This window comes from Acidobacteriota bacterium (assembly GCA_020845575.1).
Lineage (GTDB): Bacteria > Acidobacteriota > Vicinamibacteria > Vicinamibacterales > Vicinamibacteraceae > Luteitalea.
In genome coordinates this window covers 16,753-43,350 of the sequence record JADLFL010000055.1, presented here as the reverse complement: position 1 = coordinate 43,350, position 26,598 = coordinate 16,753, and the positions used below count along the sequence as shown (strand labels likewise).

23 protein-coding genes are annotated in these 26,598 nt (G+C 68.8%); 5 read left to right on the top strand and 18 right to left on the bottom strand.

All coding sequences use genetic code 11. The annotated features are described in order from the left end of the window. Positions 1 to 45 precede the first annotated feature (45 nt). Genes IT182_16275 through IT182_16230 form a run of 10 tightly spaced genes read right to left on the bottom strand, consistent with a single transcriptional unit; the run spans position 46 to position 11,973 of the window. Complete coding sequence (locus IT182_16275; protein ID MCC6164906.1) at positions 46 to 1,209, bottom strand: glycosyltransferase family 4 protein; 1,164 nt, start codon at positions 1,207 to 1,209, stop codon at positions 46 to 48. A 1-nt stretch (position 1,210) separates the two neighbouring features. Then, entirely contained in the window at positions 1,211 to 2,110 is a 900-nt protein-coding gene (locus IT182_16270; GenBank protein ID MCC6164905.1) for a glycosyltransferase, read from the bottom strand. Continuing rightward, a complete protein-coding gene (locus tag IT182_16265) occupies positions 2,100 to 4,400 on the bottom strand; it encodes a glycosyltransferase (protein MCC6164904.1) in 2,301 nt (766 codons plus the stop codon). Before IT182_16265 ends, IT182_16270 begins: the two co-directional genes overlap by 11 nt. Next, a complete protein-coding gene (locus tag IT182_16260) occupies positions 4,397 to 5,746 on the bottom strand; it encodes an ABC transporter ATP-binding protein (protein MCC6164903.1) in 1,350 nt (449 codons plus the stop codon). The genes IT182_16265 and IT182_16260 overlap by 4 nt, the downstream gene beginning before the upstream one ends. Beyond that, positions 5,736 to 6,578 (bottom strand): ABC transporter permease, encoded by an 843-nt coding sequence (locus tag IT182_16255; protein ID MCC6164902.1) that lies wholly within the window; start codon positions 6,576 to 6,578, stop codon positions 5,736 to 5,738. The genes IT182_16260 and IT182_16255 overlap by 11 nt, the downstream gene beginning before the upstream one ends. 20 nt (positions 6,579 to 6,598) lie before the next feature. After that, a complete protein-coding gene (locus IT182_16250; GenBank protein ID MCC6164901.1) occupies positions 6,599 to 7,867 on the bottom strand; it encodes a glycosyltransferase family 4 protein in 1,269 nt (422 codons plus the stop codon). Then, on the bottom strand, positions 7,851 to 8,681 hold the full coding sequence (locus IT182_16245; protein ID MCC6164900.1) for a glycosyltransferase: 831 nt from the start codon (positions 8,679 to 8,681) through the stop codon (positions 7,851 to 7,853). The genes IT182_16250 and IT182_16245 overlap by 17 nt, the downstream gene beginning before the upstream one ends. A gap of 29 nt (positions 8,682 to 8,710) precedes the next feature. Further along, positions 8,711 to 9,562: a dTDP-4-dehydrorhamnose reductase gene (gene rfbD / locus IT182_16240; protein MCC6164899.1), complete on the bottom strand. Its 852-nt coding sequence runs from the start codon at positions 9,560 to 9,562 to the stop codon at positions 8,711 to 8,713. Next, positions 9,559 to 10,842 (bottom strand): cation:dicarboxylase symporter family transporter, encoded by a 1,284-nt coding sequence (locus IT182_16235; GenBank protein ID MCC6164898.1) that lies wholly within the window; start codon positions 10,840 to 10,842, stop codon positions 9,559 to 9,561. The genes rfbD and IT182_16235 overlap by 4 nt, the downstream gene beginning before the upstream one ends. A 12-nt stretch (positions 10,843 to 10,854) precedes the next feature. Next, on the bottom strand, positions 10,855 to 11,973 hold the full coding sequence (locus IT182_16230; GenBank protein MCC6164897.1) for a DegT/DnrJ/EryC1/StrS family aminotransferase: 1,119 nt from the start codon (positions 11,971 to 11,973) through the stop codon (positions 10,855 to 10,857). Positions 11,974 to 12,002: 29 nt separating this feature from the next. On the opposite strand from IT182_16230, the gene IT182_16225 reads away from it, so the two are divergent. Further along, positions 12,003 to 12,782 (top strand): ABC transporter permease, encoded by a 780-nt coding sequence (locus IT182_16225; protein MCC6164896.1) that lies wholly within the window; start codon positions 12,003 to 12,005, stop codon positions 12,780 to 12,782. A gap of 18 nt (positions 12,783 to 12,800) precedes the next feature. Here the strand turns inward: IT182_16225 and IT182_16220 are convergent, their stop codons facing one another. Beyond that, entirely contained in the window at positions 12,801 to 14,075 is a 1,275-nt protein-coding gene (locus IT182_16220) for a hypothetical protein (GenBank protein ID MCC6164895.1), read from the bottom strand. A 4-nt stretch (positions 14,076 to 14,079) separates the two neighbouring features. Continuing rightward, complete coding sequence (locus IT182_16215; GenBank protein MCC6164894.1) at positions 14,080 to 15,519, bottom strand: fucose isomerase; 1,440 nt, start codon at positions 15,517 to 15,519, stop codon at positions 14,080 to 14,082. A gap of 300 nt (positions 15,520 to 15,819) precedes the next feature. Between IT182_16215 and IT182_16210 the strand changes: the two genes are divergently transcribed. The 3 genes from IT182_16210 (at position 15,820) to IT182_16200 (ending at position 18,136) form a co-directional block, all read left to right on the top strand. Next, positions 15,820 to 15,957 (top strand): hypothetical protein, encoded by a 138-nt coding sequence (locus tag IT182_16210; GenBank protein MCC6164893.1) that lies wholly within the window; start codon positions 15,820 to 15,822, stop codon positions 15,955 to 15,957. A gap of 8 nt (positions 15,958 to 15,965) precedes the next feature. After that, on the top strand, positions 15,966 to 16,913 hold the full coding sequence (locus IT182_16205; GenBank protein MCC6164892.1) for a dihydrodipicolinate synthase family protein: 948 nt from the start codon (positions 15,966 to 15,968) through the stop codon (positions 16,911 to 16,913). Positions 16,914 to 16,993: 80 nt separating this feature from the next. Then, the gene (locus IT182_16200; GenBank protein ID MCC6164891.1) at positions 16,994 to 18,136 is read left to right on the top strand and encodes an exo-alpha-sialidase; all 1,143 of its coding nucleotides are present in this window, start codon (positions 16,994 to 16,996) and stop codon (positions 18,134 to 18,136) included. 39 nt (positions 18,137 to 18,175) lie between these two features. Here IT182_16200 and IT182_16195 read toward each other — a convergent pair whose 3' ends face one another. The 6 genes from IT182_16195 to IT182_16170 form a co-directional block, all read right to left on the bottom strand. Continuing rightward, on the bottom strand, positions 18,176 to 19,693 hold the full coding sequence (locus IT182_16195; protein ID MCC6164890.1) for a tripartite tricarboxylate transporter permease: 1,518 nt from the start codon (positions 19,691 to 19,693) through the stop codon (positions 18,176 to 18,178). Next, entirely contained in the window at positions 19,694 to 20,104 is a 411-nt protein-coding gene (locus IT182_16190; GenBank protein ID MCC6164889.1) for a tripartite tricarboxylate transporter TctB family protein, read from the bottom strand. It abuts the gene before it with no gap. Further along, positions 20,104 to 21,063 carry a tripartite tricarboxylate transporter substrate binding protein gene (locus IT182_16185; GenBank protein ID MCC6164888.1) on the bottom strand — a complete coding sequence of 320 codons (960 nt, stop codon included), beginning with the start codon at positions 21,061 to 21,063 and terminating at the stop codon, positions 20,104 to 20,106. The genes IT182_16190 and IT182_16185 overlap by 1 nt, the downstream gene beginning before the upstream one ends. Positions 21,064 to 21,199: 136 nt before the next feature. After that, on the bottom strand, positions 21,200 to 22,003 hold the full coding sequence (locus tag IT182_16180) for an aldolase (GenBank protein ID MCC6164887.1): 804 nt from the start codon (positions 22,001 to 22,003) through the stop codon (positions 21,200 to 21,202). 2 nt (positions 22,004 to 22,005) lie between these two features. Next, on the bottom strand, positions 22,006 to 24,366 hold the full coding sequence (locus IT182_16175) for a hypothetical protein (GenBank protein ID MCC6164886.1): 2,361 nt from the start codon (positions 24,364 to 24,366) through the stop codon (positions 22,006 to 22,008). Positions 24,367 to 24,660: 294 nt separating this feature from the next. Further along, positions 24,661 to 25,482 (bottom strand): IclR family transcriptional regulator, encoded by an 822-nt coding sequence (locus IT182_16170; GenBank protein MCC6164885.1) that lies wholly within the window; start codon positions 25,480 to 25,482, stop codon positions 24,661 to 24,663. 25 nt (positions 25,483 to 25,507) lie between these two features. Between IT182_16170 and IT182_16165 the strand changes: the two genes are divergently transcribed. Continuing rightward, positions 25,508 to 26,587 carry an exo-alpha-sialidase gene (locus tag IT182_16165; GenBank protein MCC6164884.1) on the top strand — a complete coding sequence of 360 codons (1,080 nt, stop codon included), beginning with the start codon at positions 25,508 to 25,510 and terminating at the stop codon, positions 26,585 to 26,587. Positions 26,588 to 26,598 lie beyond the last annotated feature (11 nt).

Sequence of the window (26,598 nt, the reverse complement as noted above, 5' to 3'; positions counted from 1 at the left end):
CGGTGATGGACCAGCATACGCCCGGACATCGGCACGGCGCCGGCGTCAGGCAGTCGTCCGCCCATCCTCCAGGACGCGACGATAGACATCGAGCAGGTGCCGTGCCGCCGCGTCCCACGAGAACGCGGCGGACCGTGCCTGCGCCCGCTCGGCCAGTCCTCGCCGGATGTCGACGTCGGTCACGAGGCGACGCAGCGCCTCGGCCAGCGCTCCCGCATCACCAGGCGCAACGACGTACGCCGCATCGCCGAGCACCTCGGGAACCGTCGCCGTGCTGGTTGCGACGACAGCCGCCCCACACGCCAGGGCCTCGACCAACGGCAGGCCGAACCCCTCGTAGTGGGAGGCAAACACGAAGGCGACGGTCTCGCGATACAGGACTGCCAGTTCCTCATCGGGCACGAAGCCGAGCGTACGAATGCGGTCGGCGGCCCGCGTCCCTCGCACCCACTCGTCGGGGCTGTCCTCCAGCCATCCCTGCTGGCCGGCGATGCACAGCGGCGGCGCGTCCGGCAGCACCTCGAGCAGTTGGAGATAGGCCTCGATGATGAACCTGTAGTTCTTGCGCGGCTCTATGGTCCCCACCGCCAGGAAGAAGGCGCCCGGCTCCAGTCCGAGGCGGGTCAGCACCGAGCGTGCGTGCACGGGCGGATGCGTGAACGCGGCCCGCGCGGCCGGCCCCACGACATCGACGCGCGCGGCCTCCACGTGCGGAAACCAGTGGAGGAACCTGTCGCGGGTGAAGGCCGAGATCGCCACGAATGCGTCCGCCCGCAGGGAGGCATCGAACAGTCCCTCGAAGCAGACCAGCCGGTTGGCCTCCGTATGGAACTCCGGATGATCCAGCGGACTGAGGTCGTACACCGTGTACACGAGTGGCACGCCGAGGTCCCGTGGACAGCCGAAACTGTTGGAGTGCACGAGATCGACGTGACCCAGTCGCGCGGCGCGCGGCGGCGGACCGTCCCAGGCGGCGTTGAGTTCCGCCCATGTCTTCCGAAAGAGCGTGGCGTCGACCCGCTCGGACGCCATGCCGACGGCCCGGCGATACTCGGGATGTCGATAGTGGGAGAACACCGGCATCGGCACGATCGTGCACGACGCGTCTGCCTCGACGACTCTCGCCAGCCCCCCCAGCATCTCGGCCTGGAACACCCCACACCCGGCACGGGCTTCGGCGGTCTGGCTGACGTCGAATCCGATCCTCATGTCACGTGCTCGATGACTCCGCGCGTCGCGCGGCCCACAGCCAGCGAGCCATCTGGATCCGCTCGCCCATCGGCGTGCCGCCGTGCGCCACAAACAGCGCCCGGGCCTCGCGCACCATGGCGGTGACGTAGGCACGATTGGCCGCCGGCGTGTCTCGCGTGAGGCCGGCGTCTTCCACGATCGCGTGCGCCAGGTTGTAGACCCAGCGCGCTGGTGGTCGTCCGAACGTCCCGGCCAGCATCGCCAGGATCTCGCGATGCACCGGCACGCGGCTGCCGAGCGTCTTGGTGTCGGCGTGAAGCCGTGACCCCGCGAGCGTCCGCGGCAGGAACAACGGCGGTACGGCGGCGCAGTACCGGAGCCACAGCTCGTAGTCCATGGAGTAGCGCAGGTCGGCACGCAGTGGGCCATGCCGCTCGACCGCGCGCCGCCGGAAGAACGTGGCCGGCTGGCAGAAGAAGCAGACGTCCTTCAATCGCTCGTAGTCGAACGGCTCGGTACCGTACGGCTCGATCACGGTGCCGGCGACGTCGATGTGCTCGGCCTCGCCATAGACGACGTCCACGTCCGGATTGGCCGCGAAGGTGTCGAGGACGGCCTCGAACGCGCCCGGATAGTACACGTCGTCGGAGTTGATCCACGCGATGACGTCACCCCGCGCGCGCGCCAGTCCCTTGTTGACCGCCTCGGCCTGGCCACCGTCGCGTTCGATGACCGCCGTCAGCCGACCGGCGTATCCCGCGAGCACGTCGGCCGTCTGGTCGCTGCTGCAGGCATCGAAGACCAGGTACTCCAGTGGTGGACGACTCTGCGACAGCACGCTCTCGATCGTGCGTCCGATGAAGCGGCCCTGGTTGTACGACGGCGTGATCGCCGTGATGTGCAACGTCTCAGCGTTCATGCAACAGGTGCTCGAAGATGGCCACATACGACTTGCCCATCTGCTGGGCGCTGAACTCCCTGATACGGCGACGACCGGCGGCAATCAGCCGAAAACGCAGGTCCGGCATGTCGATCAGGTCGGCGACGGCGGCGGCGATGGCTGCCGGCCGCCTCGGATCCACGAGCAACGCCGCGTCTCCGGCGACCTCCGGCAGGCTGGTGACGTTGCTGCACACCACGGGCACACCGTAGCGCATCGCTTCCAGCAACGGAATGCCGAAGCCTTCGAACAGGCTGGGATACACGAGGCAGAAGGCGTCGAACCAGAGGGCGCCGAGGTCCGCCTCCGGCACGTAGCCGAGGATGTGGACGCGCGAGCCGAGGCCCATCGCGTCGATGGCCAGGCGAAGGTCGGCCTCGGCGTCCAGCAGATTGCCCGGCAGCACCAGCCGCAGGTCGCAGTCGGGACGGTCCCGCCATAGCCTGGCGAAGGCCACGAACAGGACGCGATGGTTCTTGTGCGGCCACCCATTCGCCGGGAAGATCGCGTACGGCGCCGTGCCGAGCCCATACCGTTCGCGCACACGCACCACATCGTCAGGCTGTATGTCTGGCAGCCGCCCATGTACGACGACCGGCGCGACAAACGTACGCTCCGGCGCGATGTGCAGCCTGGCGATGGCGTCCTGGCGCGTGAACTCCGAGATGCACACGACCGCGTCGGCGCTTCGCTGGACACGTGCGTAGAACGCCTGGCGGTTCGCCAACTCCTCAGCGGTGAAGAACATCGGGTACGTGAGGTGCTGCAGGTCGTAGAGCAGCGACACCACGGGCACGCCAGGCTCGGCGCGGAGCGGGTCCGTCATCGGACAGAACAAGAGTCGGACACCCTCCGAGACAAGACGTCCATGGCCCGCCGCCACGCGCACACGCCGTAGGCCACGCGCCAGCCAGCGCCCCGCGCGGCCGAAGCGGTCCATCGGGTCAGGTGCTCGCGTGTCCACGCACAGCCGGCGCATGCCGATCGTCTCGTAAGCGGCAAACGACTCGTGGTTGGCCTGCGACGTCAGCAGCAGGTATCGATGGGCATGCGCACCAGCCAGGATGTCCAGCAGCGAGAGTACGAATCCCTTGGCGCCACCGTTCTCGCTGCCGGGCAGAATCGGCGTGACGTCGATGGCAATCAGCGGCGCATGTGCGTCTGCCGCGGATGCGCTGGAGGATGCTGCCGAGGACGTCTGCAGGTCAGCACGGGCCAGGTCGATACGAGCCTGCTCCAGCAAGCCGACGAGTTGTCGCGATTCGAGCGCTGCGCGCGCGACATCGGCGTCCCTCTCGGCGACGAGCGCCGTGGTGGCATCACGTTGGGCGCGTGCCTCAGCCAGCCAGACGTGCAGCTGGTCGATCTGAGTGAGTCGCGCCGCCGCATCGGCTTCCACGCTCGTCAGGCGGTCGAGTGAGGACCGGCGTGCCTCGTCGAGATCGATCACGGACTGAACGATGCGCGCGGGTGCCGATCCGCTCAGCGCCATGGCGGGCAACGCCGTGAGGGGCTGGCTCGCGGCGACCAGGCACATGTCGTAGCGCGCGAAGACAGCCGGCTCGAACGTCACGTGACCAATGCCGACGCGGGCCAGGAGTTCCCGCACGGCCCGCCGGCTGAACAGGAACAGATGCTCGCCTGGCAGGAGCATCGAGAGGAACGGCGCGCCGGCGGCGCGCAGCGCGTCGTACGTCGCCCCTTCTTCATAGCGGGGCGTCTGCAGCACCATGACGCCTGCCGGACTCAGTACGCCGGCCGCCGCACGCATCGTGCCAACGGGATCGGGCAGATGCTCGAGGACGTCCATGGCAACGAGCACGTCGACACTCGCAGCGGGGATGGCCTGCGCCTCGAGCGGACCGATCAGCACGTCGATGCCGAAGGCCTGTCGCGCGACGGCGGCGATCGCCGGACTCAGTTCGAGCCCCGACGCATCGAAGCCCGCCGCCGATAACGTCGCGACGAATCCGCCGTGCGCGCAGCCGAGTTCGAGCGTCCGTGCGGGCGGCTGCGCGTAGCGCAGGACGATCTGCAGCCACCGAGGGATTCGGTCGACCAGGTCGGTCGCTGCTCGTGACCAGATGTCGGGGAGACCAAGCGCGGCCTGGTGACCGAACCAGTAGTCTTCCCCGTAGAAATCACGCCGATCGTCCTCGACGCGAGCCTCGAGTCCGCGGATGCACACCAGCGACTCGCACGCCGGGCAACGGGCATAGTCCTCGTTCCAGTGGACGAGGGCGTCGTGCCCACACCAGCACGATGTCACGACACCCACACCGCCGTGTGGCCGTCCAGGTTGGCGATGCCGTGAAAGGGGAGCGCCTGGCCCTGGCTGCGGAACTGCACGACACACGCGGCAGCGTCCTTGACGACGAGCAGCGTTTCGAGACGTTCGGCCAGGGCGGCGTAGGGCAGCGTGTCGCGCATGTCGGCGTCGGCCTGGTCGATCCACGCCAGGCCAATCGCGAAGGTGTATTCGTCGGGCGCGACGTCGAGCCGGATCTTCCGGCACCCGCGGATGCGCGCCCCTGCGAGCACCACCGGCGGGCCCATTACCCCCTCCTGCAGCGTATTGCGGCCGTGCACGACGATCGCCCGGCTGTTGAACAATTCGACGCCGACCACGGGCATCCTGATGTCGACACGCAATTCGAACTCGAAACAGACAAGCGCAACCGCTCCCACCTCGAACACGCGCGCGGGATGTCCCGATTCGTCACACAAGGCGATGGCCGTGCATCGGGCACCGTGGCCGATTTCGGTAGCGGCGTCCGGCGGCAGCCACGCGGCCGGTCCAGGCCACGGCGACGAGTCGGCCTGGCTCGTCACGTCGGCGGCCTTGTCGCGATCGATCGGAGCGTCAGGCGCGGCCGCGCCGCGTTGCAGCGCGAAGTACCGGCGCACGGCCGTGACGGTATCGCCGTCGTAGCGCACGTGCCCCTGGTCGAGCAGCAGCGCCGACGAACAGAACTGGCTCACTGCCGTCATGTCGTGCGTCACGAGCACGATGGCCACGCCGCGATCGACGAGGCCATGGAGATGGCGGAAACACTTCTGGGTGAAGAACACATCGCCAACAGCCAGCGCCTCGTCCACGAGCAGGAGATCGGCATCCACGCTCGTGGTGACCGCGAACGCCAGCCGCACGAACATCCCGCTCGAGTACGTCTTGACCGGCTGGTCGAGAAAGCCTCCGATGTCGGCAAACGCCGCGATCGCATCGAAGCGCTCGTCAATCTCCTCGCGAGACAGGCCGAGAATCAACGCGTTCAGGTAGACGTTCTCGCGTCCCGTGTAGTCGGGATTGAAGCCGCTCCCCAATTCGAGCAACGCCGCCACGCGGCCGGTGATCCGGACGCTGCCACTGGTGGCCTGGACCGTGCCGGCCAGGATCTGCAGCAGTGTGCTCTTGCCCGAGCCATTGCGACCGATGACCCCGAGGCGCTCGCCTCGTCGCAGCGAAAGCGACACGTCGTGAAGCGCAGCGAAGTCACGTCCGGTGCGACGACCGAACCGGCCGAAGGCGAGTTCCTTCAGGCGATCGATCGGCTCGTCGTACAGCCTGTACACCTTCGACAGGTGGTCGGCCTGTACCACCACATCAGAGGACATCGGCAAACCCCGCCCGAGTCCGGGCAAACCAGGTGTGTCCGGCCCACAGGACCAGCAACCCGATCGCCATCGACACCGTCCACGCCTGCCAGTCCGGCGCGCTCCCCGCCACGGCCACGTTGCGCATGTTCTGCACGATCGACGTGAGGGGATTGGCCGCAATGATCGGCTGGTACGCCGCCGGGATCGCGTCGAGCGGGTAGAAGATCGGCGTGGTGAAGAAGAGCACCTGCGTCGCAAGCGCGACGGCATGCGCCATGTCGCGAACGTACACGCCGAGACTCGCCAGGACCCAACTGCAGCCCAGTGCCAGCGCGACGAGCGGTAACAGGACAATGGGCACCAGCGCGACCGTGGGCGCGATGGCGCCCATCACCACGAGGCGGGCCACCGTGAGCAGCAGGACCGAGATGCCGGCGTGGAAGAGCGCCGCGCCAGCGATACTCACCGGCAGGACGTCGAGGGGGAACACGACCTTCTTGACGTAGTTCGGCGACGCCGCGATGAGCGACGGTGCGCGCGTCACGCACTCGCTGAACACGGCGAAGGCCGTGAGTCCGGCAAACAGCATCAGCCCATACTCGGCCAGACTGTTGGTGTGCGCGCCGGGCCATCGCGCCGTGAAGACGACGCCGAACACGAACGTATAGAGAGCCAGATTGACCATCGGCGTGACGAACGACCAGACGACGCCCAGCGTCGAACTGCGATAGCGCCCCGTAATCTCGCGCCAGGTGAGCTGGCCAATCAGGTCACGGTCACTCCACAGGCGATGCGCGACGCGCACCGGGTTGGCTGCGCGCAGCGTCGACGCGATCGCGCGCTCCGGCACGGCTCCATGCGCGGCGACACTCACGCGACACACCGCCCTGGGATACCGTACGCGTCCTCGGCTCGCTCGAAGACCCGTGTCCACGTCTGCGCGTCCGCCAGCGCGGCGCCGGCCGACGCCAGTGCGTTCCTGAGCGTGGCGTCGCCACACACCGCCGCAAGGGCCGTTGACAGCGCGTCGAGGTCGCCCGCGGGAACGAGTCGTGCGTCGACGCCGTCCCGCCAGAGCTCGGCAGGCCCACCATGCGCGTAGGCGACGACAGCGCTGCCTGTGGCGGCAGCCTCCATGGCGGCCAGACCGAACGACTCGACACGACTCGGGAGCGCGAACACGTCGATGGCGGCCATGAAGTCACGCACGCCGGCATCCCCGAGCATGCCGAGATCGGTGACGCGGGGGTCGAGTGGCTCCCGGGCGACGTGTGCGCCGTAGCTGGCCATCGCGGGGCCGGCCAGCACCACTCGCACATCAGGGTGGCGCGCCCACACCGCCGGCATGACCCGTAGCAGATCCGGAGTGCCCTTGTCGCGACTCTTGTTGGCCAGGTGGCCGATCACGACGGCGTCCGGACCAATCCCCCACGCGCCACGTTGACGGTCTCGATCGCCACCCGCGACACGGGCGATATCGACGCCCACGCCTGTCAGACGAATCCGGGCCGCCGGCACACCAGCCGCCACGAGCCGCGTCCCCTCACTCACCGTCTGGACGCAGACGACGTCGGCAGACGCCATCAGGTCGACGTTGAGTCGCGAGAGGTACGCGCGGCGCATCGACGCGCCGGCATCGCCGGGCGCGGGCACATGCGTGAATGGGCTGATCAGCAATCGCGCGCCGGTTCGGCGCGCAAGGCGTGTGGCCGCGTGCAGGAGTGTCGAGTAGGGCAGCGCGGCCGCGTGCACGACGTCGACGGTCCCCGATTCGCTGTCGCACGCGCGATCGAGCCCAGGAACCCAGGGCGACCATCGACACGTCGTCGCCTGCCATCGCGTACTGCCAGGCAGGGCGTGCGCGAGGGTCCGCGCCACGCGCTGCAGCGGCCAGCAGCGCGGCACGAACCGGCGGACGCGGACTCCGTCCAGGACATCGGTCGACGCCGGCGCGGTCGGCTCGCCGCGGCGCGTCAGACCGCGCACAGTGAGGGCATCCGTCGTCCAGACCTCGACCTCGTGTCCCGCAGCCGCATAGTGTCGACACAAGTGCTCGAACACGAGTTCGACCCCACCGATCGCGGGTCGATAGCGCGGACAGATATGAATCAACCGCGCCATGCTAATCGACTCCCGCACGGTGGCGCGCATAGGTCCACGCCGCGCGTGCGCCGGCTCGCATGCGTGCCAGCCCCGTGATCCGCGTCCCGACGACGTAGCCGGTCTCGCGCTCCAGTGCGTCGCTGATGAACCAGTGCCATGGCACGACGCCGCGTTCGCGGGCCACGATGGCGCGGGCTTCAGTGAAGTAGCGACGGCGCATGGTGCGGGTCTTGGTCCCGCCGTGATCGCGCGAGACCGCGGCAGGTGCGTCGAGGTACCCGATCGTTCCGATATGGCCGAGCCGCCACCAGAGGTCGTAGTCGAAGCACATGTCGAGCCCCGAATCGAGACCGCCGACAGCCTCCCAGGCCGAACGGCGAATCAGCGTGGCCGGCTGACAGATCGTGCACCGGCGCGCGAAGGTCGTGGCATCGAACGGCTGCGTCGCGATCTCGTCGCCAACCAGACCGGTCTCATCCGCGAGATAGCCTCGAGCAGTCACGGCCACCCATGTCGAGTGCGCGTCGAGCGCCTCCGCGAGCGCCGCCAGCCCTCCCGGCAGATAGAAGTCGTCGGCATTGAGCCACCCGACGGCCGCGACCTCGGGATGTCGCGCGAGAAGTGCCGACACCCCCTCGTTGACGGCGGCCGCCTGCCCGGCATCGGGTTGCGTCCGCACGTATGCGAATCGATGGCGTGCTGCGTCGATGATGGACCCCGACTCGTCGGTGGAACCCGCGTCGACCATCGCCACGAGTACGCGATGGGAGCCCGCGTCGAGCGAGGCGAGGGCCGTCGCGAGAAAGCGTCCCTGATTCAGGTTCGGGACGGCAATCCCGATGGCGCTCACGCGAACTCCATATCGCTGTTCCGCAGGCGCTACGCGCTGAGCGCCGGACCGCGCGTCACATATCGGCCCACCGCGTCCTGCCACGTCGGAAGCGGACGGCCGATGGCGGCGGTGAGCTTCGCGTTGGACAGCGCGCAGTAGGTGGGGCGCCGGGCGCGGAGGCGGACGTCGTTGACCGATGTCAGCGTCAGAAGCGCCGGGTCGGCACCCAGTTCCGCGGCGACGTGGCGGCCGACGTCGGCCCACGTGCCCTGGCCGCTGTTGACGCAGTGGAAGACTCCAGACGGCGTGTCGCGTGCCAGCAGATCGAGCGTCGCTTCGCGCACATCGTCCACGTAGCTCGGCGTGACGATGCGATCGGCGAACACGGGGGTCTGCCTTCCCTCACGCAGCGCTGCCGCGATCTTGTCGACGCTGCTGCGCGCCTGGCGACCGCCGAACAGGCTCTCCACGCGCAGCACGTACCACCGCGGCGCGTCCTGCGCGAACCACTCGCCGAGCAGCTTCGAGCAGCCATACACGCTCACCGGACACGCGCGATCCTCTTCGCGATACGGCTCCGACGCGCGCCCGTCGAACACGAAGTCCGTGCTGTAGTGCACCAGCGTCGCGCCGACGCTCGCCGCCGCCGACGCCATCGCCCGTACCGCGAGCGCATTCACCGCCAGCGCTGTCGCCGCATCGTCTTCGGCACCATCGACGTTGTTGTACGCGCTGCAGTTGACGATCGCGTCGGGCCGGTGCGCGTGCGCGGCGTCGACCAGCGCCGCGCCATCCGTGACATCGACATCGGCCCGCGTCAGCCCGACGATCTCGTGATCGGCAGCGTCTGCGAACGTGGACCCCAACTGCCCTGCCGCACCGAGCACCAGCAGCTTCATCGGAACGCCTCGATCTGCCTGTCGTCCAGCACGCCTTCCCATCGCGCCACGACGGCCGACGCCAGGCAGTTGCCCGTCACGTTGATGGCGGTCCGCCCCATGTCGAGCACCTGGTCGATGCCGAGCAGGATCGCCGCGCCTTCGAGCGGCAATCCGAACGTGGTCAGCGCCGCGGTGAGCACCACCAGCGCGCCACGCGGCACGCCCGCCACGCCCTTGCTCGTGAGCATCAGCGTCAGCATCATCACGATCTGCTGCCCCCACGACAGTTCGATGCCCGCCAGCTGCGCGACAAACACGCTCGCGATCGAGAGATACAGCGTCGACCCATCGAGGTTGAAGCTGTACCCGGTCGGCAACACGAACCCGACGATGTTGCGCGGGACGCCGAAGCGGGCCATCACGTCGAGCGCCTTGGGGAGGGCGGCCTCGGAACTGGCCGTGGTGAACGCGATCGCGAACGGCTCGCGGATGGCGCGCAGGAACGTGAAAAACGGCACGCGGATGAGGAGCGCCACGCCGCCGATGACCACGAACAGGAAGATCGCGAGGCCGAGGTACATCACGGCCACGAGCTTGCCGAGCGTGAACAGGATCGCGATGCCGCGCCCGCCGACGGTGGCCGCCATCGCCGCCATCACGCCGATGGGCGCGAACATCATCACGTACGCCGTGACGCGGAACATCACGTGCGCGACCGAGTCGAAGAACGCAAGCGCGGGACGCCCCTGCTCGCCGATCGCCGCCAGCGCCACGCCGAAGAACGTGGCGAAGACCACCACCTGCAGGATGTCACCGCGCGCCATCGCATCGAAGACCGACGTCGGGAACAGGTGCAGGAAGATCTCCCAGCCCGTCTGCTGTCGCTGCGCCATGGCTGCGACGTCCGCCGTGGAGGTCGCGGCCACCGTCACGCCGGAACCCGGCTCGAAGTAGTTGACGAGCGCGAGTCCGAGCACGAGCGCGATCGTCGTCGCCACCTCGAAGTAGATGATGGCCTTCAGGCCGATGCGCCCCATCGCCCGCACGTCGCCCGTGCCCGCGATGCCGACCACCAGGGTGCTGAACAGCAGCGGCGCGATGATCATCTTGATCATCCGCAGGAAGGCGTCGGCCAGCGGCTTGATACCCACCGCGATATCGGGCACGAGCACGCCGAGCAGGATGCCGAGAGCAAGGCCGATGAAGATCTGCGTGGTGGTGCCGGGCCACCACGAAGGGCCCGGCGTCGCAGGAGTCTCGGCGGGGGCGCCGAGCGCCTCGATGTCGATCTTCGCCATGCGGGATCGCTTTCAGGCCTGCGCGTAGAACGCGGCGATCGTCTCCACCACGTACTGCTGCTGGGCCTCGGTGAGCTCGCTGTAGATGGGCAGGGCCAGCGTCTCGTGCGCGGCCCGTTCGGATTCAGGCAGCGCGCCACGCGGCACGCCGAGATCGGCAAAGCACGGTTGCAGGTGGAACGGCACGGGATAGTAGATCTCGCAACCCACACCGTTGGCGCGCAGGTGATCGCGCAGCGCGTCGCGACGCGCCGCGCGAATCACGAACTGGTTGTAGATGTGGCGGCGGCCCGGCAGTTCCACGGGCAGCGACACGGGCGCGTCAGGCGCGAGGGCCGCCAGGAGCGCGCGATAGCGATCGGCGTTGCGGCGCCGCGCGTCGGTCCACGCCTCGAGGTGCCGCAGCTTGACGGCGAGCACGGCGGCCTGGATGGCGGCCATGCGGAAGTTTCCGCCTACCTTTTCGTGATGGTACGTGCGCTGCGCCCCGTGCACGCGCAGCAGACGCACCCGCGCCGCCAGCCCATCGTCATCGACGGTGACGAGCCCCGCGTCGCCCGCCGCGCCGAGGTTCTTGCTCGGATAGAACGAGAAGCAGCCCATGTCGCCGATCGTGCCGAGACGCACGCCGTCCAGGGTGGCGCCGATGGCCTGCGCGGCATCCTCGATCACTGCAAGTCCGTGCTCGCGTGCGAGTGCGACGAGCGGCGTCATGTCCGCGGACTGGCCGTACAGGTGGACGGGCACGATGGCGCGCGTGCGCGGCGTGATGGCGCGGCGCACGGCCTCGACGTCGATGTTGCAGCCCACCGGCTCGACGTCCACGAACACTGGCGTCGCCCCCGTGCGGCTCACGCATCCGGCCGTGGCGAAGAACGAATACGCGGGAACGATGACCTCGTCGCCGGGGCCGAGTTCGAGGGCCATCATCGCGACAAGGAGCGCGTCGGTGCCCGAACTGACGCCGATGGCGTGCCTGGCGCCAAGGTAAGCCGCGACTTCCGCTTCGAAGGCCTCGACCTCCGGGCCCAGGATGAATGTCTGCCTGTCCACCACGCGCGTGACGGCCTCGACCACGGCGTCACGGATGGGGGCGTACTGGGCGGCGAGGTCGAGCAGCGGCACCTGCATCACTGGCTGCATGCTACACTCGGCCCGCTGTGGCGGCCAACGACCTGCGGGCCCTGGTGGCCTACCGCGGACTGCTCCGCGGCCTCGTCCAGCGCGATCTCCTCGTCAAGTACAAGGGTTCCCTCCTCGGTGTGGCGTGGTCGCTGCTCCATCCCATCGTGATGGTGGCCGTGTACACGCTCGCGTTCAGGTACGTGGTGCGCGTGCCCATCGAGCGGTTCCCGCTGTTCCTGTTGAGCGGCCTGCTGCCGTGGATGTTCTTCGCGAGCGCGCTCGGCGCGGCCACCAGCTCGGTGGCCGACAGCGGCACGCTCGTGCGCAAGGTGGCGTTCCCGCGCGCGGTGCTGCCCGTGGCGGCCGTGGCGTCGGCGCTCGTGCAGTTCCTGCTGATGTACACGGTGCTGGTGCCGACGGCGATCGTGACAGGCGGCGGGCTGTCGTGGGCGTGGCTGGCACTGGTGCCCGTGATCGCCCTGCAGGTGGCGTTCACCACGGGCCTCGGCCTGCTGCTCGCGACGGCGTACGTGTTCGTGCGCGATGCGCGGCACCTCCTGGAGGTGGCGCTGCAGATGTGGTTCTGGCTGACGCCGATCGTCTACGCGTCGAGCATGGCGCCGGAGACCCTGCAACGCTGGCTTCGATTCAACCCGATGCTGCACTTCATCACGGCGTATCAGGGAATCGTCACGCAGCACGCGGTCCCGTCACCCGCCACGTTCGCGCTGCTCGCCGCCCTCGCGTCAATCTCCCTCGCGACGGGCTGGATGGTCTTCACGCACCGGCAAGGCCGGTTCGCCGAGCACGTGTAAGCGGGCGACCACACCGGATCAACGGACCACCCGTGCGACGCCGGCGGACGGAGTGCGGGGCCAGTCGATTCTCGGGTTCACCCACACGGGGACGTCGTTGACGGCGTTGCCCCAGCGTTCGGGGGTTGTCTCGAAGACGATCGTGACGCGCTTGCCGGCCCACGGGTCCAGACGCACGTCGCTCGGGTGGAGATTCTTGTGCGTCTCCACGAACATCGGCGCGAGCGTGTGCTCGACAACGCGCGTCGACACGCCATCGGCCTCGATCGACACGAACATCTGGATGCCGTCGCTGACCTTGTCCCACACGTCGGGCCGCATCGCCGCGCCGAACCTCACGTGCGCCCCGCGCGGCACGTCCACTTCCCAGCGAATCGTCGACGAGGGCAGCGCCACGATCGACCGGTACACGCGACCGAAGATCACCACAGGCTCAGGAGAGATGCCGCCATGCAACGACGGCCACGTCGTCTCGATCCGTGCATCGGGCAGGGCGTCGATCAGGTCGAGAGACCGGTACGGCTCGGTCGGCACCGCGGCAACCACCACACCCGCCACCGAGCACGCCGCGAGCACGGCCTTCGCAAGTGGCAGGGCCGCGCCAGGTCGCGCGACAGCCTCGTCCTCCGGATTGACGCGCGCATCGCCGCGCGTGGCGCGCGCGCACGCCCACGCGAGCAGCACGTTGAACGCGAGCAACCCTCCGCCGACAACCGGCCATGTGGCCACCCATCGGGGCCAGGGCCGCAGGACCTCGTGCATCCAGTACGGCAACGTCGCCCGCCGGGAAGAGGTCTCGAAGACGAGATCGCCCCACTGTTCCCGCCCATCGGCGAACAACCGCCCGTCGCGCAAGGCGTCGACGCGGCTGGCCGCCAGATCGATCGCCGTCCCGCCGTCGCCCTGCAGGTGCCTGATGGTGATCGCGTACGGCACGCCACGCGAATGACGCACGGGCGTGAATCGCACGTGCAGTGACGACCGCTTCACCGCATCGGCAGCGGGCACCGTCACGCGCTCGACGCGCCGGCGCGCGCCGTCCTGCCCTGTCTCCAGATCGACGACGAGCAGGCCACGCGGCGCGCCGCCGTCAACAGCCCGCGGCCGCAGCCACACGCCATCGAAGCCATCGGCTCCCATGGTGAACGACTGCGTCACGCCGCCCGGCGATCCCGCCGACACGCGCACCGCGGACGCGCGTTCCTGCCACGTCGACACGATTCCGTGCGGCGTGAAGCACCAGCGATCGATCTGCCAGGCGAGGAGCGCGGCGTACAGCAGGAGAAATCTCACGATGTCAGTCGAGTACCTCGCACTCCACGCCCAGCACGTCGCACACACCCTGGAGTTCGGCCAGGCAGTCGCCGTACACGCCGTGGATGTGATTGCAGTTGAACGCCTGGATGAACGCGTCGGGCGTACACGCGAACTTCGCGAAGGCGTGCGGCCAGTTGTCCTGGCTGATCGCCGCCACGTCGTGCGCACGATCGCCGAGGTCCGCGAACTCGGCACGGAACGCCACCATCCGATAGCGTCCCGCGCGGCGCGTGAGGCGCGCCAGCGTCACGGGACCCGGCGCGGCCACGTGATAGACCGCCGCACCACCGGCGGGGAAATAGAAGCCCTGCGGACGGAACTCCGTTTTCGCGAGGTTCACCACCGGGTCCTGGCTGTGGCCCGCGAAGTACGTCGCATGCTCGCCGCTGTTGCACAGATCCCACAGGCCCAGATCGGCGTGGTAGTGCCGCACGTCGGCAAACAGCACCGGCGTGCCGGCCAGGTGCTTGAAGATCTGCATCGTCAGCGCGGCGTCGGAGTCGGCTTCCGTCGAGCACACGATCGACGGCTTCGGCGTGCCGTCGGGATGATACGGGTCGTTGAGGAACGCCTCGGCCACGTCGGCCGTCGCGAAGTGTTCCGTCAGCTCCCGCTGCCCCTTGATGCCGCAGAAGTCGTAGCCGAACTCCTCGATGAGGTCGATCGCCCCGTAGTACATCCCGAGCTGACGACGAAGGAGGTCCTCGGTGAGGCGGAAGGTGGCGTCTGGCGCCGTCCAGTGAATCCTGCCGACGTGCTGCTTCAGGTACGCGAGCGCGGGCTCCACGCGCGTGCCCGTCGCCAGTTCCTGCTCGGCGCGACGGACGAGCTCGTACTGATCGATGTGATCGACATCGATGCCGAACTCGGACATCCACTGCGCGGGATCGATCACCGTCGTGTCGATGCCGAGCGAGCGGCCGCCGATGAGGGCATAGGTCAGGCCGCGCAGCCGGCGCGCGGCAGCCACGGCGCGCACACGCGATACGAGCGCCCCGTAGACGGCCGGGTCTTCGAGATCGCCGAACGTCTTGGTGAAGCGGATGCCTGCCTGATCGAGCGACCCCGCGTTGGCGAGCATGCCGACCAGACCGGGGTACTGCGGGTTGACACTCGCGAACATCGCGATGGGTTGCGGGCAGAACTGCGCGGCCACGCGTGCGTACTGCGGCCAGGCCCACACGGAGAAGTTGAAGATGACGGCGTCGACGTCGGCCGCCGCCATCGCCTTGCCGTTGCGCACCGCGATGTCATTGCGCCAGATCACATCGTCGCCCAGACGCACGTCGTGTCCGTCGGCGCGCAGCTTCGCGGCCAGCGCGTCGCGGAACTGCCGCTGCACGGGCGCGAGCGGCTGACTCAGGAAGTCGCGACCGTCTCCGAAATCAAGCAGGCCGATGCGCAGTGGACGAGCAATCAAGTGGTCAAGCATGAGAGGACCGAAGACGGAGGACGAAGGATGTGGACGACCCGGTTGCCAGTTGCCGGTTTGCCGGTTGCCGGTCATTAGGCCTCAGGCGACGGCAGGTTTTCAACGATCGGTACCTCGTTTCAAAAATGCGGCCGCCGTACCAAATTTCGATTGACACGACTCGGGCTCGGGAGTTTCATGGTGTGGCCTCGACACGCTGATGAACGGACGGATGCCGTTCTCCGCTCCGCGTCCCCTCCCAACTCGGGGCGGATGCGTGTGGGGCAAGGACGCGGACATGAACACAACGTGTTCACTCGCACGAACTTCAACCTGCCGGACGGCAACCGCTCGTCGGGCAACTTCGGCCGCATCACCGGAGCGTCGGCTGCGGGAGGCGGTAGCGATCCGCGCATCCTGCATCTCGCGCTTCGCGTGTGGTTCTGAGGACCATCGTGTCTGACTCGGCTCCCGAGACGGAGGCACTCGCGCCTCCCTCCATCTCCGGCCTGTATGCCGCGGCTGTCACGCCGCGGACGCAGGCCGGCTCCGTCGATCACGCCGCGTTCGATCGCGTGCTCGATCTCCTGCTGGCCGCCGGCGTCGACGGCATCTGTCTTGGCGGCGCCACCGCGGAGTACGCGCACGCGACGCGCGAGGAGCGCGTCGCGCTGATCCACAGGACGGCCGCACGCGTGGGCTCGCGCTTCCTCGTGGGCATCGGTGCCGCCGCCCCCCTCGACGTCGTGCCGCTCGGCCGCACCGCGCTCGATGCGGGCGCGCGCGCGGTGCTGCTCTCGATGCCGCTGTTCTTCCCGTACGCCCAGGACGATCTGGAAGCGTTCTGCCTGGAAGCCGCCGACGCGATCGGCGGTCCGGTCCTGCTCTACGACCTGCCGTCGTTCACCACGCCGCTCGCCACGGAGACGATCCTGCGGCTCTTCACGAACGCGCCGCACGTCATCGGGATCAAGGACAGCAGCGGCCAGCGCGATCGCCTTTCACAACTCGCCGACGCGCGCGGCGGCGCGCCATGGCGGCTGATGGTGGGCGACGATGCGGTGCTGGTGGAGGCGATGACGGCGGGATGGAATGGCGTCATCTCGGGGACGGCCGGTGCGCATCCGGAGTTGATGCTCGCGCTCATGCGCGCCGCGCGCGAGAAGGACGCGGCCGCGCTCGATGTGCTGCAACCGCTCGTGCAGGAGCTGTTCGCGCAGCAGGGACAGTTCCCCACGCCGTGGGGAATCCGCGTCGGTCTCGAAGCGCGCGGGCTCGCCATCGGGCCGACGCCCTTGCCCCTCTCGCCACGCCGCGCCGCCCAGCGCGACGCGTACCTGGCCTGGGCGCCAGGCTGGCTGGCACGCGTCCAACAGGTCCTCGGTCTCACGCGCGCGGGGTGATGGGGTCGGCAACCGGCAACGGGCAACCGGCAACCGACCGGGCGAATGGAGGCCGGGGGCTCCAGCCCCTGGCGAACGGTATGAATCGACGCGCGTTTCTCTTCACGTCCTCCGGTCTGCTCGTCGTTGGCAGGGTCGGCTCTGCGAGCCCGGCCCTTCTCGGCACGTCGGCGGCGCCTGACGTCGAGCACGTCACTGTCTGGCGCGAGAAGGGGCGCTACGGCGGGTGGCCGGCCAACCACGGCATCTGGAACTGGGGCGACGAAATCCTCGTCGGGTTCACGGCCGGCGTGTTGAAGACGGGCGATCCGAATCGCCACCCGATCGACAGATCCGCCGGTGAACAGCACGTGCTGTCGCGGTCGCTCGACGGCGGGCGCACGTGGGCGCTCGAAGTCCCCGCGACGCTGCAACCGCCGCCGCGCCCCGAACGTCGCGCCGTCACGGGCGAGCCGCTGCGCCTCCCAACTGTGCAGACGTTGTCAGCGCCGCTCGACTTCACGTCGCCTGGACTGGCACTCACCTTCCGCGCCTCGCACGGCACGCCCGGCGCGTGGATGTACGTCGGGCGCGATCGAGGTCGCCAGTGGTCAGGGCCGTATCAGATCCCCGCGTTCGACACGCCGGGACTCGATCCGCGTACCGACCATCTCGTCGTCGGGCCGCGCGAACTGCTGGTGTTCATCACGGCGCTCAAGACCAACGGCAGGGAAGGCCGTCCACTCACGCTGCGCACGCGCGACGGCGGGCTCACCTGGGAGCGACTCGGCTGGATCGGACCCGAAAGCGACGGCTATCGCATCATGCCGTCGACGGTGTCACTGGGCGGCGGGCATCTCTACACCGCCATCAGGCGCAACGACGGCACGCAGCATCACGTCGAGGGCTATCGCAGTCGTGATGCTGGCCTCACATGGACGTCGGCCGGCATCGTCGTCGCCGATACAGGCCGCGGCAATCCGGCAAGCCTGCTGCGGCTCGCAACGGGAGGTCTCTGCTGCGTGTACGGGTTGCGCGCCGCGCCGTTCAGCATCTGCGTGGTGACGAGCGACGATGCGGGCGTCACGTGGTCGTCGCCGCGCACGCTGCGTGAAGGCGCCGCGGACTGGGACCTCGGCTATCCCCGGTCCGTCATCCGCCCCGACGGCCGCATCGTGTCGGTGTACTACTTCAACGACCAGTCAGGCCCCGAACGCTACATCGCCGCGACGGTGTGGAGGTAGCGCAGGTTCAGGTGTAGCCGCACCTTGGTGGTCCCGTCCCTACAACGTGTCGCCGTCCGGGACCGACGAGTCAGGAAGCCGGCTGTCGGTGCTCTTGCGGGAGAAGAGGGGCCACAGGAGCGTCAGGGCGGCGAGGACCAGGAACAGGAGCGAGATCGGGCGCGTGACGAATGTCGCGAGCGAACCTTCCGACAGCGCGAGCGCGCGGCGCAGGTTCGACTCGGCCATCGGGCCGAGGATGAGCGCGAGCACCAGCGGTCCCATCGGGAAGCCCTGTTGTCGCAGCAGGAATCCGAACACACCGGCGATGAGCGCCGTCCACACATCGCCCGTCGACTGATTGAGCGCGTAGCTGCCGCCGAGGGCGACGGCCAGCACCGTGGCCCACAGATACTGATCGCGAATCCTGAGGATCTTCGCCAGCACGCGCGCGCCGATGAGGCCCCACACGAGCGTGATGAGCGACGCCATGAACACGAGCGCGACGATCGTGGCGACCAGGTCCGGACGATTGCGGAACAGCAGCGGGCCTGGCTGCAGGCCGTGCATCAGCAGCGCGCCGATCAACACGGCCGCCGCCGAATCGCCCGGGATCCCGAGTGCGAGCGTCGTCACGAGCGAGCCGCCGATGCCCGCGTTGGCACCGGTCGTCGCGGCGATCAGTCCTTCGAGCGACCCCTTGCCGAAGCGCTCCGGCGTCTTCGAGAAGCGACGGCTCTGATCCCAGGCGAGGATCGCACCGACGTCGGCGCCGGCGGCCGGCATGATGCCGATCCAGATCCCCATCAGCGAGCCGCGCAGTCCGTGCGACCAGAGCGTGCGCGACTCTTCCCGCGTGGGCAGCATGCCGGCCGTCTGCGTACGCGCGTCGAGCTGCTGGCGGGGCGGCGCGCCCATCTGCGTGAAGACCTCCGCGATGCCGAAGAGTCCCACCATCACGGGGATGAACGACACACCGTCGAGCAGTTCCGGCTGTCCGAAGGTGAAGCGCGGATACCCGGTGATCGCGTCGAGGCCGATCACGGCGAGCAGCAGGCCGATGATGCCCGTCGCCAGGCCCTTCAGCATCGACCCGCCGGATACGCCGACGATCGTGCTGAGACCGAAGACTGCGACGGCGAAGTACTCCGCGGGCCCGAACCGCAGCGCGAGGCGCGACAACGGCAGCGCCGCGATCAGCAGGACGACGAGGCTGAGGAAGATGCCGAGGAACGCGCCGATGGCGTTGAGACCGAGCGCAAGACCCGCGCGCCCCTGTCGCGCGAGCGGATGGCCATCCCAGGTCATCGCGATCGACGCGGGCGTGCCCGGCGTGTTGAGGAGAATCGCGGGCACGCCGCCGCTGAAGATCGCCGACACGAGCAGCCCCAGCAGCATCGCCATGGCCTGATCGGGCGCGACCCAGAACGTGAACGGCGTCAGCACCGCCAGTCCCATCGTGGCCGTGAAGCCGGGAAGGCTGCCGAACAACACGCCGAGTCCAACGCCGATGAGCACGTAGAACCAGGCGTCGACCGACAGCAGCGGCGCCAGCAGGAGCATCGGATCGCCCGGCATCTACTGGAACCTCACGCCGAGCCCGCGCTCGAAGAGGAGTTGGAGCGCGGTGGCCATGATCGCCGCCGCGACGATCGCGCCGCGCCAGCCGAGCCCCGTGAGCCGCATGAACGCCAGCAAGGCCAGGCCCGTGAGCACGCCGTACGGCACCGTGCGCCACAGGGTGACGTACACGACGAGCACGGCCATCGTCGCGGCGATCGCCACCTGATGACGCACGAGGCGCGGCGCACCGCTGCCGGGCGATCGCACCAGCAGCAGCCCGATGACGAGCAGCGACACGCCGAGGAGCCGCGGGACGACAGCCGGTCCGGGGACGCCCTGCGATCCGCCCGGATAGCCGATCGTCGCCGCGAGGATGGCAAGCGCAAACACCGCGAGCACGGCGGCGACCAGGCGCGGGCCCGCCATCAGCTCACGAATCCGAACTCGCGCACGAGGCGCGCGTATCGCGCTGATTCCCGATCGACGAACGCGCGGAAACCCTCCGCGTCGAGCGGCTGGACGTCGAGACCGGCGGTATCGCAGTACGTGCGGAACGCCGGCAGATCGAACGCCGCGAGGACGTCCTGTTCCAGGCGCGCGAGCGTCCCGGGTGCCACGCCGCGCGGCATCATGAATCCGCCCCACGCCTCGAAGATCAGGTCGAGGCCCGCGTCGCGGAACGTCGGCACGTCAGGGAACACGGGCGACGAGGCCTCGCCCATGATGCCGAGCAGGCGCACCGCACCGCCCCGCACGAGCGCCTGCACCTCGGGCACGCCGGCCATCACCGCGTCCACATGGCCGCCGAGCAGCGCCGTCGTCGCCGGGCCCGACCCTGGGAACGGTGCGTAGATGAACGTCCGATCGAGGTGGCGGCCGAGCGCGAGCGCACCGAGGTGCCACACGCTGAGCGGCCCCGCCGTGCCCAGCTTGATGCGCGCGCCACCGCGCAGCGCGTCGAGGAACGCCGCAAGCGTCGTGTAAGGTGAGTCTGACGCAACGGCGAGTGCGGCGGGCGCCCTGTGATGGCGGGCCAGGAGATCGAAGTCGCCCGTCGAGAGGTCGACGTAGCGCAGATGCGGCACGACGGCGAGTTCCACGGGCGCGTAGCCGATCAGGTAGCCATCCGGCGCCGCGTACTTCACCGCCGAGAACGCGACGGCCCCCATGGCGCCAACGCGGTTCTCGCAAAGGACCGGCACGCCGAGACGTTCGTCGAGTCCGCGCGACGTGAAGCGCGCCACCGTGTCGGACATCCCGCCCGGGGGCGCGTGCACGATGACGCGCACCTCACGCGAGGGCCAGGGAGACTCCTGCCGCGCGCACCCCGCCGCGAGCACTACGGCTCCAGCCGTCAGGAATTGTCGACGCGTGAACAGGCTCACCGCGGCCGGGCTCGGAGAGCCGGCCCTACCCAATCTCGCAGAGTCGGCCCCACCTGATCTCGGAGGGCCGGCCCTACCTGCCCCTTCTGCCTCGTTCGCAGTAGGTAGGGCCGGCTCTCCGAGCCCGGCCGTCCCCTCAATACGCCGCACGCGCACCCCCTGTCGAGCGGCCGAGGGGCCCGAGCCACGCGCGGGCGCCTTCGGCGAAGATCGTCAGGTCCGACGCGGCGTGAAACAGGCGATAGCCCTCGTCGGCGAAGCGCTGCAGCGACTCGGGCGACCCCACGGGACGCCCGCAGTACTTGCCGTGTCGCACCGCCGCGTCGCGCACGCGATCGGCGGCCTTCAGCACGTCCGGGTGCGTCATGTCGCCACGCAGCCCCATCGAGAACGAGAGATCGCTCGCCCCGACGAACAACACGTCGATGCCCTCGACCGCCGCGATCGCCTCGCAGTGCTCCACGCCCTCGACGTCTTCGATCACGGCCACCACGAGCACCTGATCGTCGGCCGAGTCGAAGTACGACGGCACGGCGGGCCACGTCCCTTCAGCCAGACCGGAGCCCGAACCGCGACGGCCCCGCGGCGGATAGCGGCACGCACGCGAGAGTTGCTCGGCCGCAGCCGGCGTGCTCATGAACGGCGCCACCACGCCGTGGACCCCCTGGTCGAGCACGCGCTTGGCCATCCACGTCTCGCCCGCGGGGATGCGCGCGATGGGCACGGCCGGCAGTCCACGCGTGGCCAGCACGATGTGACGCAGGGTCTCGAGCGTGATGGGCCCGTGCTCCATCTCCACCCACAGGAAGTCGAACCCGGCTCGTGCGGCGAGCGCCGCCACGTCGAGGCTCGTCGACGTCACGGGCATGCCCACCACGTACTCGCCTCGCGCGAGGCGCGCCTTCACCGGGTTGACCCACCGCGTCCCTGTCGTCGCCATGCTCACTTCGCGTCAGTGTCCTTGAGCAGCCAGACCTCGGCGACCTGGTTGCCTCGCCCCGAGCCCCCGATGCCGTCGTTGATCCGCCATGTGAGCGTCAGCTTCCCATCGGCCGTCGCGGCCTTCGGGATCGCGAACTCCACCGGTGCAACAGGCGACGGCTTGGCGATCGGACCGTGTACCTCGTGCGCCTCGTCTGCCGCCAGACGAATGCGCACGTTCTGGCTGTAGATGTCGCCGGCATAGACCACGCGCACGCGGTATTGCGCCGCGGGGTCGAGGTCCCCGTACGTCATCTTCAGCGCGCCATCGTAGAACGCTTCGGCGTGGCTCATCCACGACAACCGCCAGTTGGGCTGCGACCCGAAGCCCGTGAGACCCGAATGATACGGTCCGGGATCGTCCCTGAACGCGGGCGGCGCCACCAGATGGGGCTGCAGACCGGGCGCTCCAAGGTCGTCGTAGAACCCGCCTGGGCCGGGATCGGTCCAGCGCACGATGCGATTCACCGCCGCGAGGCGCTCGCGCTCGGCGGGCAACGCGCGGATCTCAGCGAAGCGCTCGGTCAACCACACGCGATCGTTCAGCGGCACGTCGATCAGATCGAGATTGGCACCGCGGCCGATGCCGATCGCGCGATACAGCGGCACCGACAACTGCATGCGGATGCTCTGGTAGAGCGCCTCGGCCAGCTGGAACACGCGCGTGCGCAGTTCGGGTGCCACCGGCTGCGTCGACGCCGCCAGCACGCGCTCGGCGTCGGCCATCGCCGCCATCGTCCCGACGCCCGCTGCCGACGCAAGCGCCGTCGTGGCCTGCGCCTGCACCGCCTGCTCGTGCAGCAGGCGCCGCTTGATGAACGCGTCGTAGTAGGCGCGATAGAGCAACTGCTGGAAGCGCCAGTTCAGGAGGTCGCGCGGCGCCGCGTTGCGCTCCATCGTCTGGAACTTCTCGAGGGTGCGGTCCACGCCCACGTTGCCCGCCAACGGGCCGCGCCAGTTCTCTTCGAGCGAGAAGATGCCGTCGGCGAGCGGCTCGGCGTAGGCAGGCCCCACGAAGTAGCGCGCGTATTCGCGCACGGCCTGGTGCACGTCGCCCTTCGGGTTCCAGCCGAGGGCGCTCCAGACGATCTTGTTCAGGTCGTCGTTGCAGCCTTCCGAGTACGTGAGGAAGTCCGGCGCGACAGTCAGCCAGCGCGTGAATGCAGCCTGCTGATCGAGCGGGCGCGGGTTGATCACTTCGCGATCGAGCACGCGCGCGTACGCCACATCCCACAGCGGCACGGGATACTCGGCTCGAATCGTGTGCGTGATGTCTGGATAGCGGCGCAGCTTGTACTGCTTCGGGATGCGCGATCGCACAGTCGAGAGCGAGTCGCGGTTCTGCGGGCCGATGACGATGCCGGTGAGCCAGGCGGGCTGCTTGGCCATCAGGCCGTAGAAGGTCTCCATCCACTGCGCCGTGAACCCCTGCGGCGACAGCCACATCTGGAACTTCGGATGGTGCCTGCGGATGGCGGCCGTCTGCGCGTCGAGCAACCGGAACATGGCCGACGGCTCTGTGTGGCCCGGATCGCCGCCGGGCACGAAGATCGCGTCGACACGCGGCAGTTGCTTCAGCACTCCGTCCCACTCGGCGACGGCCTTCGCGATGTTGGCGTCAGTCGTGTAGTCGTCGTCGAGCGCCGGGTACCACACCCACACGTCCAGGCCGTACTTGTCGGCAAGCCGGGACATCTCGACCATCATGTCGATCTGCGGACGCGGGAAGTGCGGACTGTCGGTGTCATCGTCCGATCGCGGTGGAATGAGTTCGATGGCGTTGGTGCCGAACACCGCGAGGTCGCGGATGTACTGCTCCCACTGCGGCACGTCCCACGCGTCGTAGGAGTTGGTCTTCGGGCGATACCCGAGCTGATGCCCGCGCATCGCGACCACGGGTGTCTCGGTGACGTCGACCCCGGCGGGAAGCGTCACGCGATCGTGCGCGATGTGAAGCGTCCGCAGGAGCTTACCCACACCGAACAGCACGCCGCGTTCATCGGTACCGGCGACAACGACGCTGCCCGGCGCACCGCTGACGCGATAACCTTCGACGCCCGGTGCGGGGCCCGAGAGTCGCGAGGCCAGCGGTCCGCGTCGCAGCGTGGCCAGCCGGCCGACGTGGATCGCCGCACCACTTGTCACGCGGTCGGCGATCGACCAGCGCGCCAACGAGCGGCGCTGCACTTCTTCGAGGAGCATGGTCGCGGCCGTGCGCTCGCGCGGCGTGGCATCCGCGGCCACGACGATGGTTGCGGTGGTGAGATCGAGCGGTTGCGGGACGACGCCTTGTGCGAACACGGGCGCCGAGAAGGCCCACAACCAGGTGAGGAAGGCCACTGTCGAGCGAACGCGGGCGTACATGGAGAATGCCTCCGGGCGGGAGCGCGTGGATGCCATTTTGAAAGATGTTTCATTTCTACATCACCTGTTTTACAAATGGCAAACCCTTCGAGCGGAGGCGGGCAAGGCCGGCCCGCCGCGGGCGCGGGTGGCGTCGGACGGGGCCGCCCCGCCCGCGCGCAGGCGCGTCTCCCGTACAAGGGCTGTTCGCGTCGAGGACGGGTGGGGCTGTCCGACGACAGGCCCCGCGCCCTTGCCAACAGGGTGCGTGCGTCAGGTGCGTGTCAGGGCCTTGGCCGTCTGGGTGGCGGCGCTACGGACGGCGTCGATGATCTGCGCCTGCCTGGCCTCGTCGCGAAGGCGCATCTTCGGCATCGACAGACTGATCGCGCCGAAGACGACGCCATCGGGACCGGCGATGGGCGCACCGAAGCAGCAGCCTTCGAGCACGCTTTCTTCGGCATCCACCGAGTACCCGTCCTTCCGCACGCGCTCGAATTCCTGCTTCAGCGCGATCTCGTCGGTGATGGTGTGATCGGTGAACCTGTGCGCACCGTAGCTCCGCTGCAGGCGTTCGGCCACTTCGTCTGACTGGTGCGCCGTGATGGCCTTGCCGAGCGAACTGGCGTGCGGCGGCAGGATGCGGCCCACGATGTTGCCCATGCGAATGAGCTGCGGGCTGTCGAGCGTGGCCACCACCTCGATGCGGTTGTCCAAGTGCATGGCCAGCGTGATGGTCTCGTGGAACTCGCGGCTCAACGCACGCATCTGCGGCATGGCGGCGTCCACGAGTGCTGACACGCGCCGGCCGTCGCCCCACATCCGCAGGTCGGTGGCGAGCGCGTACGCACCGTCGGCGGTCCGCTCGACGTAGCCCGAGACTTCCAGCGTGTGCAGGAGCCGGAATACGGAGCTCTTGGCCAGCCCCACCCGGCCCCCGACCTCGGCCAGTCCGAGCGGTTGCTCGTGCGTGCGCAGGACGGCCATGATGTCGAGCGCGCGACCGATCACCTTCGAGTAGTACTTGTCGTCCCGCGCCCGCGCGTCGGACACACGCGCGGCGGGACCCGGGGGGCTGGGACTACGAGGTGTCATCCGTGTCGGCGTATTGTACGTCCTGATGCGTCACCTACTGCTTGCCGGCCTCACGTGCGCGGTCCTCGCCGCCGGGCTCATCCCGGCACGGGCGCAGAGCGCCCCGCGCCCCATCGTCACCAAGGTCTTCGGTCCCGAGACGCCGACAGGTCCATACAAGCACCCGGCCTGCCTGACCGAGCTCTCCAACGGCGACCTGTATCTCGTGTACTACGGAGGCCAGGGCGAGTACGCCCGCGACACGACGGTGTTCGGCGCGCGCCTGAAGAAGGGTGAGACCACGTGGAGCACACCCGTCTCCATCGCACGCGATCCGTTCCGGTCCGTCGGCAACGGCGTGATCTGGCAGGCCCCCGACGGCCTCGTGTGGCTCTTCTACGTGGTGCGCTTCGGTGAGACGTGGGGCACGTCGCGCATCCAGGCCAAGGTCTCGCGAGACATGGCCGCCACATGGTCCGACGCCTTCCCGCTCGCGCTGGAAGCCGGGATGATGGTGCGCAACCGCCCCATCGTGCTCCACGACGGCAGCTATCTCCTCCCCGTGTATCTCGAAGACGGCGAAGACACGGAACTCGTGGGCCCGAAGAGCACATCGCGGTTCCTCAGGTTCGATCCCGCGACGCAGGCATGGACCTCGCTCGGCGAGATCCGATCCGCGAACGGCAACATCCAGCCTGCCGTCGTCGAACTCGAACCCGATCACCTCATCGCCTACGCCCGGCGCGGCGGCGGCTATGGCCCCGTCGAGGACGGCTGGGCGATCCGCGCGGAATCGAAGGACGGCGGACGCACGTGGTCCGACGGCCGCAACAGCGCATTTCCCAACCCGAATTCCGCGCTCGACTTCCTGAAGCTCTCGTCGGGCGCGCTGCTGCTGGCCTACAACGACCACATGTGGCAGCGCACGCCGCTCATGCTCGCACTCTCCGACGATGGCGACAGGACGTGGCCAATCAAGCGGGCGCTGGCGTCGGGCGACAACAGCTACGCGTACCCGATTGCCTTTCAGGGCGCCGATGGCAGGATTCACCTGATCTACACGTCTGACTCGCGCACGGCGATCAACCACGCCATCGTCACCGAGGACTGGATCCGCGGGCGCTGACGCGGCCGTCG